We start from the raw sequence: 16,103 nt of genomic DNA, 5'->3' as shown, positions 1-16,103 counted from the left end.
GTCAGACCCTCCGTTCCCGGACACTGGCGAACAGGCCGCCGGGTTTGAGCAACAGCACCACCATGAGGATCGCCAGCGCGGCGAGCGGCACCAGTTCCGAGCCGACGTAACCGCTGACCAGGCTCAGTGACAGGCCCAGCACGATCCCGCCGACCACCGCGCCGACCGGGCTGTCCAGGCCGCCGAGTACCGCCGCGACGAACCCGTACACCACTACACCGTCCATATAGGACGGATGGACGAGGCCGCCGCCCGCGATCAGCAGTCCCGCCAGGGAACCGGCGAGCGCGGCGAGCGCCCAGCCGAGCGTGAGCATCCGCCCGACCCGCACGCCGAGCAGCCGCGCCACCTCCTGGTCGAACGCCGCCGCGCGCATCCGCAGGCCCAGATCGGTACCGCGGAACAACAGCACCAATCCCGTCAGCACCACCGCGACGGCGACGATGGTGAACACACCGAACCCGGTGAGCGCGATCGTCGTGCCACCGACCTGGAAACCGGTGAGCCCGAACGGCGCGGGAAACGAGCGGTACCGCGAGCCGAAAATCAGTGCCGCCAGCGCGTGCAGCACGATGAACAACCCGAGCGTCAGGATCACGGCGTTGATCTCGGCCTTGCCGGAGACGAACCGGACCACGAACCGTTCCACCACCGCGCCGAGCACCAGTCCCGAAAGCAGAGCGACGGCGAAACCGAGCCAGTACGACCAGCCGGCGTCGATCAGCACCAGCGCGATATAGGTGGTGATCATCGCCATCGGCGCCTGCGCGAAGTTCACGATCCGCGTCGCGCGCCAGATCAGCACCAGCGCCAGGGCGAACGCGGCGTAGACCACGCCGAGCGTCAGGCCGGTGAGCGCGGTGGTCAGCAGTTGCTGCACGAAGCTCCCTTTCAGAATCCGAGGTAGGCGTGCCGCAGGCCGTCGTCCGAGACGAGCGCGGCCGCGTCCCGCCGGACGACGACCTGGCCGAGGTTGAGCACGACGCCGTGGTCGGCGATGGACAGCGCGCTGCGCGCGTTCTGCTCGACCAGCACGACGGCCAGCCCGTCGAGGACGAGACCGCGCAGCAGCTCGAAGATCTGCGCCACGATCCGCGGCGCGAGGCCCAGCGACGGCTCGTCCAGCAGGAGCACCTTCGGCCGGGACAGCAGCGCGCGGCCGATCACCAGCATCTGCCGTTCCCCGCCGGAAAGGACGTGCGCGAGCCCGTTCTTGCGGTCGGCGAGCACCGGGAACAGGTCGTAGACGCGGCGCAGATCGGCCGCCGTCGCGCGGTAGCGCGCCCCCAGCGAGCCCAGCCGCAGGTTCTCCTCGACGGTCAGTTCGGCCAGCACGCCGCGACCTTCGGGCACATGCGCCAGCCCGAGCTCGGGAAGGTCCTCAGTGGACACTTCGGTCAGGTCGCGGCCCGCCAGGGTGACCCGGCCGCCCGAGGGCCGGACGAGACCGGAAATGGTGCGCAGCAAGGTGGTTTTGCCGGCGCCGTTCGCGCCGAGCACCGCGGTGATCTCGCCGGGCGCGACGGACAGGCTCACGGAGTCGAGCGCCCGGACCGGGCCGTAGCTCGCCGAGAGGTGCTCAACGGTCAGCACCGGCCACCTCCTCGCCGAGGTAGGCCGCCTGCACCGCCGGGTTCGCGCGGATCTCCGAAGGCGTGCCGTGGGCGATCACCTTGCCGAAGTCCAGTACGACGATCTCGTCGCACACTCCCATCACGAGATCCATGTGGTGTTCCACGAGCATCACCGACATGCGTTCGGTCAAGCCGCGCACCAGCTTTCCGACGTCGGCGATCTCGGCGGCCGAGAGCCCGCCCGCCGGTTCGTCGAGCAGCAGCAGATCCGGTTCGCCGACCAGCGCCCGCGCGAGGGCGACCCGTTTGCGGACCGGGTAGGGGAGGCTCGCGGGGTAGCGGTGGGCGACGTCGGCGATGTCGAAGTCGTCGAGATACGCCATCGCCCGCTCGGTCAGCGCCTTCTCGTCCCGCGTCCGGCGCGGCAGGCCCAGCAGTGACGACCAGAAGCCCGCCTTCGCGTGCCTGTCCGCGCCCACCAGGACGTTGTCCAGCACCGTCATCCGGTCGAACAGGCCGAGTTCCTGCAGGCTGCGGGCGATGCCGAGGCCGGCGAGGTGATGCGGGCGCAGCCGGTGCAGTTCCGTGCCGCGCCAGGTCAGCGTGCCGGTGTCCGGCCGGACGAAACCGCACGCGACGTTGAACAGTGTGGTCTTACCCGCCCCGTTCGGGCCGATCACGCCGAGCACCCGGCCCGGGGCGACGGTCAGGGAGACGCCGGACAGCGCGACGAGACCGCCGAAGGTCACCGATACGCCGGACATCTCGAAGGTCGACAGGGTCACGCAGGAGCTCCCAACGGCGGAAGGGGACGGGGATGGAGATCAGGTCCCGGCGCGGACGCGCCGGGACCTGACGTTTTTCAGGCGTGCGGGCAGGTGTCCCGGTAGTCGCTGATCGTGCGGTCGTCCGGCGCCGGGCAGAGGAACTGCTCGTAGCGGGTGTCGTTGTCCACGAACCGCTTCAGCCACGAGATCGTGTACTTGGCCATGGTCGTGTTCGAGGTGTTCGGGAAGAAGTGGCTCGCGTTGTCCAGTTCCATGTACGCCTTCTCCGCCGAGGCGGGAATGCTGGTGTAGAACGGGATCGAATGCGAAGACACCGGTGCGACGCTGTCGGATTCACCGCCGATGATGAACGTCGGCACCCGCAGCGAGGACCACGACTTCTGCGTGTTCCACGGCGCGAGCGGGACGGCCGCCTGCAGCGACGGCCGATCCTGTGCCGCCTCGAGCGAGCCGCCGCCGCCCATCGAGTGCCCCGCGACCGCGAGGCGGGTGTTGTCGATGCGCGAGCGGACGGTGCTGCGCTGGGTCAGGTAGTCGAGGGCGGCCAGTAGCTGGTTGCCCCGGCTCTCGGGCTGGTCGTAGATCGAGTTGGTGTCGATGGTGAACACGACGAAACCTTGCGACGCCAGCCGCGGGCCGATCCACGCGATGCTCGACTGGCTCGCGGTGTAGCCCGGCGAGACGGCGACAGCGCCGAAGGTGCCCTGCGCGGTGCTGGTCGGGTAGTAGATGGTGCCGCCGCCGAAACCGGTGACGGAAACGCGGGAGACCGAAACCTCGGACACCGCGAACGAGCCGCGGGAGGCTTCGATGCTGCTTTCCGTCGGGGCCGGCCCCCGCTCGTAGGGGTTGTCGGCCGCGTGCGCCGTTGGAGCGATAGCGAGCGCGGCGACCGTCGCCAGTCCACAAAGGATCCGGGTCGTATTACGCATAGTGCCCTCTCCGTTCGCCATTGAACACAGTCCGTGGTGATGGACTGTGGCAAACGGGCACCGGGGGCTGCATCGGTGAAATCGCCAGTCTTCGTCCGCGGCCACGCCCGCCGGGCTCACCGCCCGTACGATCGGCGATCGTGAATCCCTCAGCCGAGGACATAGTCCGCACGGCGGCGCGGTGGATCGACCGCGGACTCCGCGTCGACACCTCCGCCTTCGCCCAAGACCTTGGCATCTCGCGCAGCACCCTGTTCCGTCGCGTCGGCAACCGGGAAGACCTGCTGGGTGATGCCCTCTATTACCTGTCCGAGCGCACCCTGACGGCCGCCGTGCGCACCTGGGAGCGCGAAGAGGGCGATGTGGTGCGCAATGCGGCGGGTGAACTGCGCTGTCTCGCGATCATGCGCGACTACCGGTCGGCACTGGCGGCGAGCACCGGGTTCCGGCGCTTCCTCGACGACGAGCCGGTGCTGGCGATCCGGCTGCTCACCGACCCGCACGGGCGGGTCCAGCCGAGGGTGATCGCGGCGCACGTCGACCTGCTGCGCCGCGACGTCGACGACGGCGGATTCGTGCCCGCGGTCAGCCTGGACAGCCTCTGCTACGCGATCGTCCGGCTGGGGGAGGCGTTCCTGTATTCGGACGTCCTCGCGGCACGGACACCCGATCTCGACGCGGCGTCGACGCTGCTCGGCGCACTCGTGGAAGGCCGGGTGCCGAGCAAGATCCCGTGAAAGACCTTCCCGTGAAGACCTTGTGAAACACTTGCGCCTGGTGTTTCATCGAGGGGGATTTCGAGGAGGCGCCGATGCCCGTCCGGGACGTCGTGTACCCGCTGCGGGGCAGGGACGACCTCTTCGGTGGGCTGCGGTCGGTCGCCGGGCAGGCCGTGCTGGTCCGCGGCGCGGAAGGCCTCGGCAAATCGGCGCTGCTCACTGAGCTGCGTGGCGCGTCCGGTGTCCGCCTGCTCGGCGTGCGGGGGATGCGGGCGGAGCGGTCGCTGCCGTTCGGGGCGCTGCACCGCCTCTTCGGGGCCGCGGTCTCCGGCGGCGAGGAAGCGTATCGGCGGCTGAGCGAGCTTCCGGAACCGGCGATCTGCTGGGTGGACGACGCGCAATGGGTCGACGCGGAGTCCTTGGCGGCGTTGGGTTTCGCGGCCCGGAGGCTGGCCGGATCCTCGGTCGGGATGGTGCTCGCGTCACGGTCCGGATCCGACGAGTTCGAGTGCGTGGAACTGGCCCCGCTGACCGATGAAGCGGCGGATCTGCTGCTGCGCGACCGAGGCGTGCCCGGCGGGGTGCGTCCGCAGCTGGTCGAACTGGGCGGCGGGAACCCGGCGGACCTGGTCGCGTTGGCGGCGCAGCTCACCCCGGCGCAGGCCGCGGGCCGGGAGCCGGTGTCGCCGGTCCTGCGGGAACGGCTGGCGGGTTACGCGGCCCGGCTGGACGCGATGCCCTCGGGCGAACGCGTCCGGTTCTTGGCCGGTTTCCTGGATTCCGCGGCGAGCGTGGTGACTCAAGCGACGTGGTCCGCGGCGGCGTCACCGGCGGATCGCCGGGCGGCGCACGCGCGGCTGGCTTCCGACGGTGAAGGGCCGGAGGTGCTCTGGCACCGCGCGATGGCGACCGACGCGCCGTCCGTGCCCCTCGCCGACGCGCTCGCCGCCGCACCCGCGGCGGATCACGCGGCTTCGGCGCGTCAGCTCGAACGCGCCGCCGCCTTGACCGCCGACCCACGGGTGCGGGCGACCAGGTTGCTGGCCGCCGCCGACGCCGCCTGGCAGGCGGGCAGGCCGGGCTGGGCACGGCTGTTGCTGTCGCGGGTCGACGCCGAACCGGGCGCCGTGGCGTTGCTGCACGGAGAGATCGAACTGCGCGACGGCGATCCCGCGGTCGCCACCCATGAACTGGGCACGGCGGCGGAACTGCTGCCCGATCCGGCCGAGGCACTCCTGATGGCGGGCGAGGCACGGCGGCTCGGCGGCGACCTGAGCGGGTACCGGAAACTGGCGCGGACGGTCCCCGCCGGAGAGGGGCTGGCCTTCTCGCATTTCAGCGGTCTCACTTCGGTCTACGCGGGCCGTCACGACGACGCCGTCGAGCCGTTGGATGACGCCGTCCGCAGGGGGATGGCCGACGACGACGTCGCCGGAGCCGTCTGGGCCGCCGAAGCCGCCTTCGCGCGTGGACACGCCGAACGAGCCCACGAGTACGCGGCGGCGGCCGTGAGCCGCGCGCGGCTCGGCAGACGGCACGCGGAACTGCCGTGGGCGCTGATCTACCTCTCGCTTTCGGCCATCGCGCTCGACCGCATCCCGTGCGCACGGGCGGCGTCGCGTGAGGGCCTGCTCGCGCCGCACAACCTGCGGATGGAGCACCTCACCCTGCTCGGGCTCGCCGCCGCGCTCCTGGGTGAACGGGCCCCCGAACTGGACGAGGCCACCGAGGGGATCGCCGAACGCGGTCTCGGCAGGCCCGCCGCCGTCGCCGCGTGGGCGAACGCCTGCCTCGACCTCGCGGACGACCGGCCGGACGACGCGCTGAGCAGGCTCGAAGACCTCGCGTCGGGGGTTTCCGGCGACCAGCCGGTGATTCGCGTGCTCGCCACCCCGCAACTGGTCGAAGCCGCCGTGCTCGCCGGGCGGCCCGAACGTGCGCTCACGGCGCTGGCGGTGTTCGACCAGTGGACGCTGGCCGGCGCGGAACCCTGCTGGCTCGCGCTGAGCCACCGATGTCACGCGCTGACCGCGACGGACCCCGCCGTGGGAGAACAACAATTTCAGCGGGCCATCGAAGCTCACCGTCGGGCAGGCGGTGCGGTGGAGCTCGCCAGGACCCGCTTCGCGTATGCCACGTCGCTGCGCCGTCACCGGCGGACCCGGGACGCGCGCGATCAGTTCCGCGATGCCTTGCGCGGCTTCGAAAGCGTCGGCGCGACCCGGTTCGCCGAACGGGCCCGCGCCGGGCTGCGGGCGACCGGCGAGACCGTCTCCACGCCGCACCGATCGCTCGCTGGGCTCACCCCGCAGCAAGACGCCATCACCCGGCTGGTCGCGGCGGGGGAGACGAACAAGGAGATCGCGCGGCGGCTGGTGATCAGCCACCGGACCGTCGATCACCACCTGCGCAACATCTTCACCGCGCTGGGCGTGCGCTCACGCGTGGAACTCGCGCGCCGCGTCACCGACGCGTGACCCGCGCATTTAGAGGACTAAACGCGGGAGGTGGGCTGCGCGTTCACCGCATTTAGAGGACTAAATGCGAGGGTAGGCATGCCGTCTCGTCTCCGTGAAGGCCTCCTTCCCTACCCTGACCTGCGCGAGGGTGACGGTTCAGCGGATGCCGAGATCGACGGTGAAGGAATCGGGACACTCGACGTCCCGATTCCTTCACCGTCGCCACCTCGTCACACCCGGCGAGGATCAGCCGGCTCTTGACTGTCCATAAGAGACACTTCTCGCGACTTTGACGCCCGTTTCAGGCGGTTTGCGCGGTTTCGCGGTGGGGTCGTGAGTGATTTGGGTCTTCTAACCCTCATTATCACTCACGACCCCGCGTGGAATCGGACAAAGTGATGCCAATCGGGCATCCAGTCGCCACTATGTGTCCTTTGTGGACACTGAAGCCCGGTTGGCTCCCAGAATCAGGGCCGCACGGGCCCCACCTGCCGCGTTTAGTCCTCTAGATGCGGGAGGTGGGCTGCGCGTTCACCGCATTTAGAGGACTAAACGCGGGGGCAGGCGAGCACCGGCGCCTGCGGACGGCCGTCGCCGTGCAGGTCGCTCAACGGAACCCTCGCCAGGCCGAGGATCGCCTGCGCGGTCGCGCGCGGGGCGGTCGACGGGTTCAGGCCGGTGGCGTCGTAGGCGATCGCGCCGCGGTCCGCCGCCGCGCCGGTGCAGCCGATCTGCAGCGAACGCAGGAATTCGCGGGCCTTGACCGCGGCGGCGGGACGGTGACCCGCCAGCGCTTGGGCGGCGAGGCCGGTGCTGTTGGCGTTGGGCGCGTTGGTGCCGAAGCCGAAACCGCCGTTCGCGTGCTGCTTGGTGACCAGCCACGCGGTGCCTTCGGCGGCGTTCACCGCGTCACCGGTGGCGCGCAACGCCTGCACGACCGTCGCGGTCGCGTCGACGTCGCTCGTGCACGTCTCCTCGCCGAAGTTCTGCGGGAAACCGCCGTCCGCGCATTGCGCGCCCGCGAGGAAGGTGACGGCGGACGCTGGAGCACCGCCGGGAGTGCGGTCTAGCGCGAGCAACGCGAGCGACTGCGAAAGAGCGTTGGAGTAGTCACCGAATCCGGACCGGTCGGAGAACCGGCCGGACGGCGTGAGCAGCGAGAGCAGCCCCGCCTTCAGGTCGGCGCCGCCGAACGACGCCGGGTTCTCGCCCCGGATCTGCGCGGCGAGCATCAGTTTGGCGTGCGCGCCCGCGTACGCCTCGTTGCCGCTTCCGATGTAGCCGGTGGTGATCTCCGGCTTCGCCAGCCACGCGATCGCCTTGCCCGCGTTCGTGTCCGACACCCCGGCGGCGGCGAACGCGAAGACGGCGTCGATCGTCAGGCCCTGGTCGGGGAACTTCTGGCCGCCGAAGTCGGCTTCGAACCGTTCCCCGTCGATCAGCTGCCTGGCGAGCCAGCCCGCGGCGGCGTCCGCCTTGTTCTGGGTGGCCGCGGCCGCCGGAGCGGCGACCAGCCCGATGCCGCACAGCATGGCGACGGCGAGGACCAAACGTCTCATGAGAACCCTTTCCCGCATTTCCACGACAGGAGTCGGTGGTGACACCGCGCGACGTGGGTGACCGGGCTCGCCGGGAAGGCATACCGTTGCGGGACAGCGCCGGACTCTCACCGGACTTCCCCCACGACCGCGCTGAATCGGACGATCCGAAGAGTCTCATCCTCGCGGGGTCCCGCGGTACCGCCGGGCGCGAGCGGCGATGTGATCCTGGCAACGACCTGGTCAGCGGTGCCTGCCGCCGGTGATCGGGTGTTAACCTCGGCGGGCTCGACAACTCAACACCGCCGCCCGTGACGGGGAAGCCGGTCGAAATCCGGCGCTGTCGCGCAACCGTGGGCCCCTTAACCGGGGCGAGCCGGGATACCGAACGGGCGGATGAACGACCAGAAGTCCGAACCACTGTCGCGATAAACAGGGGTGACCGCGGCGTCCGCGCCTGTCCTCCTTCGTGCCCGCAAAGGAGGAGTACATGCGCCGCGGATATCTGGCCGCCTTGTCCTTCGCCGTCAGCGTCGGCCTGGTCGCCGCGCTGCTCACGGGCACGGCGACGGCCGCGAGCGACCGTGACGCGGCGCAGGCGAATTCCCGCTGGCTCGCGACGAAACTGAAGCCGGACGGCACCCTGGACGATCCCCACGGCGGGGCGTTGCCCGACCACGGGCTGATGCTCGACGTGCTGTTCGCGATGTACGCGTCGGGCGAAGGGACGCGCGCCGAACCGATCGTGAAGTTCCTCGACGACCAGGGACACGCCACCGACTTCTTCACCTGGGACGGGTTGGTCCCCGGTGCCGGGTACGACGCGGTCATCGTCGGCGGCGCGGTGGCGAAAACGCTGGTCGCCGCCCAGATCTCCGGCCGCGACCCGCGAAACTTCGACGGCCACGACATGGTCGCCGAGACCAAGGCCGCGATCATGCGCAAGGGCCCCGACAAGGGCCGGGTCAGCGATTACTCGAAAGACCCCGCTCTGGCCGACGCCGTGACCAACAACGCCAACATGTTCGCGCAGGCGCTCGGTGTCATCGGGCTCGCGGCGGCGGGTGAGAACGATCGGCTCGCCATCGACAAACTGCTGACCCAGCAGTGTTCCGAGGGCTACTTCCGCGTGTTCTTCGGCGAAGTCAAGACGACCGAGGTCGGCGACCACGTCAAGCCGGGTGGCTTCAAGATCTCGACCTGTGACGAGGGCAAGCCGTTCGACCAGTCCTCGCCGGACGGCGACGCCACCGGACTCGCGCTGTCGGCACTGGTGGCCGCGCGGAAGGCGGGTGCGACCGGGCTCGACGGGCCGATCGCCAGAACCGTCTCCTGGCTCACCGCGCACCAAAGCGCGGACGGCGGCTGGGGTGGCGGCGTCGGCACTGAAGCCCCGAACACCAACAGCACCGGCCTGATCGTCCAAGCGCTCGCCGACGCCGGCGGCGCGGATGCGGCGGTGGACCGCGGGGTGCGTTTCCTCAAGTCCGCGCAGGCGACCGCCGCGGCCGACGCCGGGAACTCCCTCGCCCGCGATCTCGGCGCGATCGCTTACGATCCGGCGGCTTACGAAGCCGCGCGCACCACCGGGATCAGCGGGCTCGACACGTGGATCCGCTCCGGCGCCCAGGCCTCGCTCGGGCTGGCGCAGACCGGGTTCTACGCGCTGGCGAAGGGCGCCGGGCCGCCGCCGGCGAGCAGCGTGGCGGAACCGGCCACGATCACCGTCACACCGCCGATGGCCAAGCCGAAAACCGCACGCGCGCAAAAGAACAGCACGTCGGCACCGAAGAAGACCACCGTGCTGAAGGCGGCCCCAGGCACGGTGGTCTCGCCGTCCGCGGCGACACCCGCCGCCCGGCTGGGCGCCTACCTGGCGAACCACCTGACCGGCGGCGACCACGTCGAGGTCACCGAGGACGGCAAGACCTACGTCGATTACGACGCCACCGCGGATCTCGTACTCGCGTTGCGGGCACTGGACGAGCAGCCGGACGCGGTCGTTCGCGCGTCGCGATTCCTGCTCACGCCGGAAGCCGTGCAGGCCTACGCGCACGGCGCACCGTATGAACAAGGTGGGGCGTCCTACGCCGAACCGCTCGCGAAGCTCGTGCTCGTCGCCGAGTTCGCGAAGTCGGCCGACCTCGCGCTTCAGTTGCGGGCCGAGCTGGTGAAACTCCGTAGCGAGGACGGCACATTCACCGATACCGGTTCCTTCGCCGACGCGGACGAGACGGTCGAACGCCACACGTGGGCCCTCCTCGCCACCGCCGCCGATCCCGGTGCCGCGGTCGAACTGCTCCTTTCACGCCAGTGCGCCGACGGCACGTTCCCGAAGCACCTCGACACCATCGAGTGCGGCTCCGGCGATCTCGACGCGACGGCCTCGGCGGTCACGGCGCTGGCCGCCCGGCCGTTCACCGACGCCGCACCCGCCACGAAACGACCGGACGGCTGGTCCGAGCGGCGCGTGTCGGCCGTGGTCTCCGCGGTGAAGGCGCTCGGCGTCCGGCCGACCGGCGAGGGATTGGTGACCGGCGAGGCGGGGCAACCGGACGTCGCGCTCAGCGCTTCGGTGGCCGCCGCCCGGCAAGTGGCGGGGCTGGACGCGAGCGGCACCGCGCGTTCGCTGGCCAAGCTCGTACAGGCCGACGGCGGATTCACCGATTTTGCGACGAGCCTGGCCGCCGCGCCGGGTGTCGCGGGCCGGTCGTGGCTCACCGCCGCCGATTCGCCGTTGTCGCCCGCGCTCCGGCTGCCGCTTTCGGAAGCCGACGCCGCTTCCGGCACACAGTTGCAAGCCACCGCTCAGCCCGCCTGGCCGTCCTGGCTGATGTGGGGCCTGACCGGACTGGCCGGATCGCTGCTGCTCGCGGCGATCGCCTTAATTTTCCTGCTTCGCCGATTCATCAAGACCAAGGGGGTCTCGTCATGAGAAAACTGCTCGCCGTCACGTCCGTCCTCATCGGACTGACGATCGCCGTACCCGCGACCGCGCAGGCGGTCGACCCGGCCAAGGGCTACAACGGGGTCTGCACCGGCGCCGACGCCCGCACCGGGGTCACCGTCGTCGTCGACTTCCAGGAACTGGACGGCAACGGCGGCACCGCCGCGCCGACGATCACGCGCTGCTCGCCCAACGCCAGCCCCGGCACCGCCCGCACCGGCATCAAAGCCTTGCAGGACGCGGGAATCGCCGTCGCCGGCACCGCGAAGTGGGGCCTCGGTTTCGTCTGCCGCCTGGAGGGCCGCCCGGCCGCGACGGAAACCCTTCCGCTCTCGACCAACCCGAACTACAAGGAAGCGTGCGTGCTCACCCCGTCGCCGGTCGCGTACTGGGGTTACTGGTACGCCGACGGTTCCGGTTCCGCATGGACCTACAGCAGCCAGGGCGCGCTCAACCGCACCGTCGTTCCCGGCGGCTTCGAAGGCTGGTCGTTCTCGCTGAACAAGTCCTCTTCGACCAACCCGCCGCCCGGGGTCACGCCGTCGAACCCGGCTCGCACCGTCCAATGAGGAGTATCTTCGGTGCGGTGGCGGCGATCTTCCTGATCGTCGCCACTTCGCCGTCCGCGCACGCGATCGACCAGGGCAAGGGGCATCCCGGCTTCTGCAAGGACGGCACCGGGGTCACCGTGGTCGTCGACTTCCAGCAGCTCGGCGGCACGACCATCGTGCGCTGCAATCCCCAGCCCACCCGCGGCACCGGGCTGGACGCGCTCAAGGGCGCGGGTTTCCAGATCGCCGGTGTGCAGCGCTGGGGTGAGTCGTTCGTCTGCCGGATCGAGAACCGGCCGTCCGCGACCGAGCAGCTTCCGGTCGCCGGGCGCGAGCAGTACCGCGAGATGTGCGTCGACACGCCTCCCGTCGGGGCGTACTGGTCCTATTGGCAAGCTTCGAACAACTGCGCGTGGGACTACAGCCAATGGGGGGTGAAGAACCGTGACTTCATCCCCGGCGGGTTCGAGGGCTGGTCATTCTCGCTGAACGCCACCACGGCGAACAACCCGGTCCCGCGGATCTCCGCGGTGCGACCGGGTACCGAGAGCCAGCCCTGCGCGCCACCTGAGGAGGCGAAGCCGGCCACCGGTGATCCCGCCGAACGGCAGGGCCAACGGCCGCAGGCCGGAAACGGGCAGGAGCCGGGCCAAGGGGAACAACCGACCGCGGGCCAGGGTGCGGGCGAGCCGCCTGCCGCGGGGCAAAGTGCCGGCGCGCTGCCGCCGCCCAAGCCGCGTCCGAGCGCGTCGGCGCGGCCGAAGGCGAACGACCCTTCGGGCAACGTCGCGTTCACCGGTGGGGAGAACGCCGAGGACGTCACCGCGATGATCGACCACGAATCCGGTGCGAGCGACTGGGCACCCTGGGCGGCGGTCGCGGCCGTCCTGGCGTTGTGCGTGGCCGGATTCCTGGTGGCACGCAGCCGTAAACGCGCACAGGGAAACTGATGACGTCGTACTTCCTGCCGCGCGACCTGCATCCGGCCGCCTGGTGGGTGTGGGCGCTGGGCCTCGCCGTCGCGGCGGCCAGGACGACGAATCCGTGGCTGCTGCTGACCATTGTGGCGGTCGCGGGATACGTCGTCGTGGCCCGGCGCACCGAGGCTCCGTGGGCCTTGGCGTTCCGGCTCTACCTCTACCTCGGCGCGATCATCGTGGCGGTCCGGGTGTTCTTCCGGTTGGTGTTCGGCGGTGCCGAAGGCTCCACGATCATCCTGCGGCTGCCCGAAATCCCGCTGCCCGCGTGGGCGGCGGGTATCCGGCTGTTCGGCGACGTTTCCGCGGAATCGTTGCTGGGCGGGCTCTACGACGGGATGCGGCTGGCCGCGATGGTGATCTGCCTCGGCGCGGCCAACGCGCTGGCGAACCCGAAACGCCTGCTCAAGGCGATGCCGCCCGCGTTGTACGAGGTGGGTACCGCGGTGATCGTCGCGCTGTCGGTGTTCCCGCAGCTGGCCGAGAGCGTGCTGCGGGTCCGGCGTGCCCGCAAACTGCGGGGCGGTTCGGGCAAGAAGATGAAGGCCTTGCACGCCGTTCTGATCCCGGTCCTGGAGGACGCGCTGTCCCGCTCGCTGCAGCTCGCCGCCTCGATGGACTCGCGCGGCTACGGACGGGCGGGGACGCTCGAAGCGCGCGCCCGGCTGCTGACCGGCACGCTGATGATCGTCGGCCTGCTCGGGGTCTGCGTCGGCGTTTACGCCACTTTGGACGGCTCGACCCCCAGATTCCTGGCCGCACCGGTGCTTTCCGCCGGCGTGGTGATCGGGCTCGCCGGATTCTGGTCCGCGGGCAAACGGGTCCAGCGCACCTGCTACCGGACCGATCGCTGGCACCTGGCGGAACTCGTCGTCGCCGCGAGCGGAATCGGGGTCGCGGGCGTCCTGTTCATGACCTCCAGCGTGAACCCGATGGACCTCAACCCGTCGCTGCTCCACCTGTCCTGGCCGTCGCTGTCGTGGGGGCCGTTGTTCGGGGTACTGGCCGGAGTGCTGCCCGCCTTCCTCACCCCGGTCCCCGAACCTCCGTACGCCGCGCTCGAAGAAGAAGTGCACGCATGATCGAACTGAATCAGGTCTCCTTCACTTACCGCGGCCGCTCCGAACCGGTGCTGTCCGACGTGACGCTGTCCATCGGTGAGGGCGAACTCGTGCTCTTCGCCGGCCAGACCGGGGCGGGCAAATCGACGCTGCTCGGCACGATCAACGGCCTCGTCCCGCATTTCACCGGCGGCCATCTCGAAGGCACGGTGTCCGTCGACGGCGTCACGACGAGGTCGCGGCCGCCACGCGAGTTCGCTCATCTGGTCGGCGTGGTCGGACAGGACCCGCTCGCGGGCTTCGTCACCGACACCGTCGAGGACGAATTGGCGTACGGCATGGAACAGCTCGGCCTCGATCCGCAGGTGATGCGCCGCCGCGTCGAGGAGACGCTGGACCTCCTCGGCATCGCGGAACTGCGCAGGCGCGCGTTGCGGACCCTGTCCGGCGGGCAGCAGCAGCGAGTGGCGATCGGCTCGGTGCTCACCACCCATCCGAAGGTGCTCGTGCTGGACGAACCGACGTCCGCGCTGGACCCGACCGCGGCCGAGGAGGTGCTGGCGACGCTGGCCAGGCTGGTCGAGGACCTCGGCACGACGGTGCTGATGGCCGAACACCGCATGGAACGCGTCATCCCGTTCGCGGACCGGATGATCTACCTTCCGGGTACCGGGGGAGTGGTGGACGGCCCGCCGCCCGAGGTGCTGAGGGACATGCCCATCGCGCCGCCCATCGTCCAATTAGGACGAATGGCGGGATGGGATCCGCTGCCGATGACGGTGCGCGATGCCCGCCGACGCGCTTCCTCGCTGTCACTGGGGACTCCGCCGGTCCGGACCGCGAGTGAGGGCGAGGAGGTGCTCGCCGCGTCCGGGATCGTGGTCCGGTACGGGCCGAAGGTCGCGGTGCGGGAGATCGATCTCGCCCTGCGGGCGGGCGAGGTGCTGGCGATGATGGGCCGCAACGGATCCGGCAAGTCGTCGCTGCTGTGGGCGGTACAGGGCTCGGGCCCACGGCAGGGCGGCAAGGTCACCGTCGAGGGCAAGGATCCGAAGACGTTGAGCAGCTCGGCGGCCCGCGCACTCGTCGGAATGGTGCCGCAGACCGCGAGCAACCTGCTCTACCTGCAGACCGTCGCCGCCGAATGCGAGGCCGCCGACGCGGAATCGGGGGCGGAACCGGGTTGTTGCCGCGCGCTGCTCGACAGGCTCGCTCCGGGGATCGATCCCGACTCGCATCCGCGCGACCTCTCGGAGGGGCAACGGCTCGCGCTCGTGCTCGCGGTGCAGTTGTCGGCCGCGCCCCGGATCATGCTGCTGGACGAACCCACCCGAGGCCTCGACTACACGGCGAAAGCCGCGCTGGCGCAGATGATCGCGTCACTGACCGCCGAGGGCAAAGCGGTCGTCGTGGCCACGCACGACGTCGAGTTCGTCGCGACGGTCGCGCGGCGCGTCGTCGTGATGGCGGAAGGAGAGATCGTCTCCGACGGCCCGACCGCCGAGGTGCTGGGCGGCTCGCCGGCGTTCGCGACGCAGGTCGCCAAGATCCTCGGCGAACCGTGGCTCACCGTCGACGACGTCCGCTCGGCGCTCGCACAGGAGGTCGGGTGACCACCGCGCCCGCGGTCCGGCTGGGGCCGCGCTCGGCGCTGGTGCTCGCGCTCGCGTCGCTCGCGGGATCGATGATGTTCCTGTGGCCGCTCCTGGTCCGCGTCGAACCGCAGGCGACGCAGCACAGCACGGACGCGCCGTTCGTGTTCATCGGGCTCCTCCCGGTCCTGATCGTCATCGTGCTGGCCGAGATGTCCGAAGGGGGCATGGATTCCAAGGCCCTCGCGATGCTCGGGGTGCTTTCGGCGGTGAACGCGGCGTTGCGTCCACTGGGGGCGGGGACCGCGGGGATCGAGACCGTGTTCTTCATCCTGGTGCTGGCAGGGCGGGTGCTCGGGCCCGGATTCGGTTTCGTGCTGGGCTGTACGTCGATGTTCGCTTCCGCGTTGCTGACCGCCGGCGTCGGGCCGTGGTTGCCGTTCCAGATGATGTGCTCGGCGTGGATCGGGATGGGCGCGGGACTGCTGCCGCGCCGTGTCACCGGCAAGGCCGAGATCGCGATGCTGGTCGGCTACGGGATCTTCGTCGCGTATGTGTTCGGATTCTTGATGAACCTGTGGTTCTGGCCGTTCATCACCGCCGCCGAAGTGCCGTACCACGACGGCCACATCTCCTACGTGCCCGGCGCCCCGGTGCTGGAGAATCTGCACCGGTTCGCCGTGTTCACGCTGCTGACTTCGACGGCCGGATGGGATACCGGGCGGGCGATCACCAACGCGGTGGCGATCCTGGTGCTGGGGCCCGCCGTACTCGCGACGTTGCGCCGGGCCTCGCGGAAGGCATCCTTCGGTCTCCCGGCTCGTGAGTGGCAATGAGGGTTATTGGGGGGTGAGGCAAACGTGGCGTCTGAGGCTTCCGGTGAGGGGTGGGTCAGGGTGGTCGTGGGGGGGGGGTCGGGGGTTTGACCCAAACCCCACCCCCCACCCACCCTCCCCAAGCGCAAC

Annotated in this window: 13 protein-coding genes and 2 riboswitches; of the genes, 8 read left to right on the top strand and 5 right to left on the bottom strand. The window is 70.3% G+C overall.

The features are described 5' to 3' along the window. Position 1: 1 nt before the first annotated feature. The 4 genes from ACZ54P_RS30085 to bdeA all read right to left on the bottom strand — a co-directional run bounded on the left by ACZ54P_RS30085 (position 2) and on the right by bdeA (position 3,294). A complete protein-coding gene (locus tag ACZ54P_RS30085; RefSeq protein WP_465464954.1) occupies positions 2-880 on the bottom strand; it encodes a branched-chain amino acid ABC transporter permease in 879 nt (292 codons plus the stop codon). Between the two features lie 11 nt (positions 881-891). Next, positions 892-1,593 (bottom strand): ABC transporter ATP-binding protein, encoded by a 702-nt coding sequence (locus ACZ54P_RS30080; protein ID WP_465464953.1) that lies wholly within the window; start codon positions 1,591-1,593, stop codon positions 892-894. Further along, on the bottom strand, positions 1,580-2,338 hold the full coding sequence (locus ACZ54P_RS30075) for an ABC transporter ATP-binding protein (RefSeq protein WP_465465004.1): 759 nt from the start codon (positions 2,336-2,338) through the stop codon (positions 1,580-1,582). The genes ACZ54P_RS30080 and ACZ54P_RS30075 overlap by 14 nt, the downstream gene beginning before the upstream one ends. A 98-nt stretch (positions 2,339-2,436) precedes the next feature. Continuing rightward, entirely contained in the window at positions 2,437-3,294 is an 858-nt protein-coding gene (gene bdeA / locus ACZ54P_RS30070; RefSeq protein WP_465464952.1) for a bis(hydroxyethyl) terephthalate hydrolase, read from the bottom strand. Positions 3,295-3,434: 140 nt separating this feature from the next. Between bdeA and ACZ54P_RS30065 the strand changes: the two genes are divergently transcribed. After that, entirely contained in the window at positions 3,435-4,031 is a 597-nt protein-coding gene (locus ACZ54P_RS30065) for a QsdR family transcriptional regulator (protein ID WP_465464951.1), read from the top strand. 74 nt (positions 4,032-4,105) lie between these two features. Then, positions 4,106-6,490 (top strand): LuxR C-terminal-related transcriptional regulator, encoded by a 2,385-nt coding sequence (locus tag ACZ54P_RS30060; RefSeq protein ID WP_465464950.1) that lies wholly within the window; start codon positions 4,106-4,108, stop codon positions 6,488-6,490. Between the two features lie 530 nt (positions 6,491-7,020). Here the strand turns inward: ACZ54P_RS30060 and ACZ54P_RS30055 are convergent. After that, entirely contained in the window at positions 7,021-8,031 is a 1,011-nt protein-coding gene (locus ACZ54P_RS30055; RefSeq protein ID WP_465464949.1) for a peptidase, read from the bottom strand. Between the two features lie 35 nt (positions 8,032-8,066). Next, positions 8,067-8,193, bottom strand: a riboswitch (cobalamin riboswitch). 109 nt (positions 8,194-8,302) lie between these two features. Beyond that, positions 8,303-8,418: riboswitch (cobalamin riboswitch) on the top strand. Between the two features lie 82 nt (positions 8,419-8,500). Between ACZ54P_RS30055 and ACZ54P_RS30050 the strand changes: the two genes are divergently transcribed. Genes ACZ54P_RS30050 through ACZ54P_RS30025 form a run of 6 tightly spaced genes read left to right on the top strand, consistent with a single transcriptional unit; the run spans position 8,501 to position 15,974 of the window. Beyond that, positions 8,501-10,945: a hypothetical protein gene (locus tag ACZ54P_RS30050; RefSeq protein ID WP_465464948.1), complete on the top strand. Its 2,445-nt coding sequence runs from the start codon at positions 8,501-8,503 to the stop codon at positions 10,943-10,945. Next, a complete protein-coding gene (locus ACZ54P_RS30045; RefSeq protein WP_465464947.1) occupies positions 10,942-11,526 on the top strand; it encodes a flagellar hook-length control protein FliK in 585 nt (194 codons plus the stop codon). The genes ACZ54P_RS30050 and ACZ54P_RS30045 overlap by 4 nt, the downstream gene beginning before the upstream one ends. A gap of 17 nt (positions 11,527-11,543) precedes the next feature. Beyond that, a complete protein-coding gene (locus tag ACZ54P_RS30040) occupies positions 11,544-12,458 on the top strand; it encodes an ABC transporter substrate-binding protein (protein ID WP_465464946.1) in 915 nt (304 codons plus the stop codon). Then, on the top strand, positions 12,458-13,567 hold the full coding sequence (locus ACZ54P_RS30035; protein ID WP_465464945.1) for an energy-coupling factor transporter transmembrane component T: 1,110 nt from the start codon (positions 12,458-12,460) through the stop codon (positions 13,565-13,567). Before ACZ54P_RS30040 ends, ACZ54P_RS30035 begins: the two co-directional genes overlap by 1 nt. After that, positions 13,564-15,159, top strand: a complete 1,596-nt coding sequence (locus ACZ54P_RS30030) for an ABC transporter ATP-binding protein (RefSeq protein ID WP_465464944.1) — start codon at positions 13,564-13,566, stop codon at positions 15,157-15,159. The genes ACZ54P_RS30035 and ACZ54P_RS30030 overlap by 4 nt, the downstream gene beginning before the upstream one ends. Further along, the gene (locus ACZ54P_RS30025) at positions 15,156-15,974 is read left to right on the top strand and encodes an ECF transporter S component (protein ID WP_465464943.1); all 819 of its coding nucleotides are present in this window, start codon (positions 15,156-15,158) and stop codon (positions 15,972-15,974) included. Before ACZ54P_RS30030 ends, ACZ54P_RS30025 begins: the two co-directional genes overlap by 4 nt. The last annotated feature ends 129 nt before the right edge of the window (positions 15,975-16,103 follow it).

It is taken from the genome of Amycolatopsis sp. NPDC034160 (assembly GCF_055575355.1).
The sequence above is the reverse complement of the archived record's forward strand: the minus strand, read 5'-3'. Positions and strand labels throughout refer to the sequence as shown.

What these genes read in the sequence shown, in the direction of transcription:
- ACZ54P_RS30075 (WP_465465004.1), bottom strand. Translation starts at nt 2,338, where the DNA reads ATGTCCGGCGTATCGGTGACCTTCGGCGGTCTCGTCGCGCTGTCCGGC.
- bdeA (WP_465464952.1), bottom strand. Translation starts at nt 3,294, where the DNA reads ATGCGTAATACGACCCGGATCCTTTGTGGACTGGCGACGGTCGCCGCG.
- ACZ54P_RS30060 (WP_465464950.1), top strand. Translation starts at nt 4,106, where the DNA reads ATGCCCGTCCGGGACGTCGTGTACCCGCTGCGGGGCAGGGACGACCTC.
- ACZ54P_RS30055 (WP_465464949.1), bottom strand. Translation starts at nt 8,031, where the DNA reads ATGAGACGTTTGGTCCTCGCCGTCGCCATGCTGTGCGGCATCGGGCTG.
- ACZ54P_RS30050 (WP_465464948.1), top strand. Translation starts at nt 8,501, where the DNA reads ATGCGCCGCGGATATCTGGCCGCCTTGTCCTTCGCCGTCAGCGTCGGC.
- ACZ54P_RS30045 (WP_465464947.1), top strand. Translation starts at nt 10,942, where the DNA reads ATGAGAAAACTGCTCGCCGTCACGTCCGTCCTCATCGGACTGACGATC.
- ACZ54P_RS30035 (WP_465464945.1), top strand. Translation starts at nt 12,458, where the DNA reads ATGACGTCGTACTTCCTGCCGCGCGACCTGCATCCGGCCGCCTGGTGG.
- ACZ54P_RS30030 (WP_465464944.1), top strand. Translation starts at nt 13,564, where the DNA reads ATGATCGAACTGAATCAGGTCTCCTTCACTTACCGCGGCCGCTCCGAA.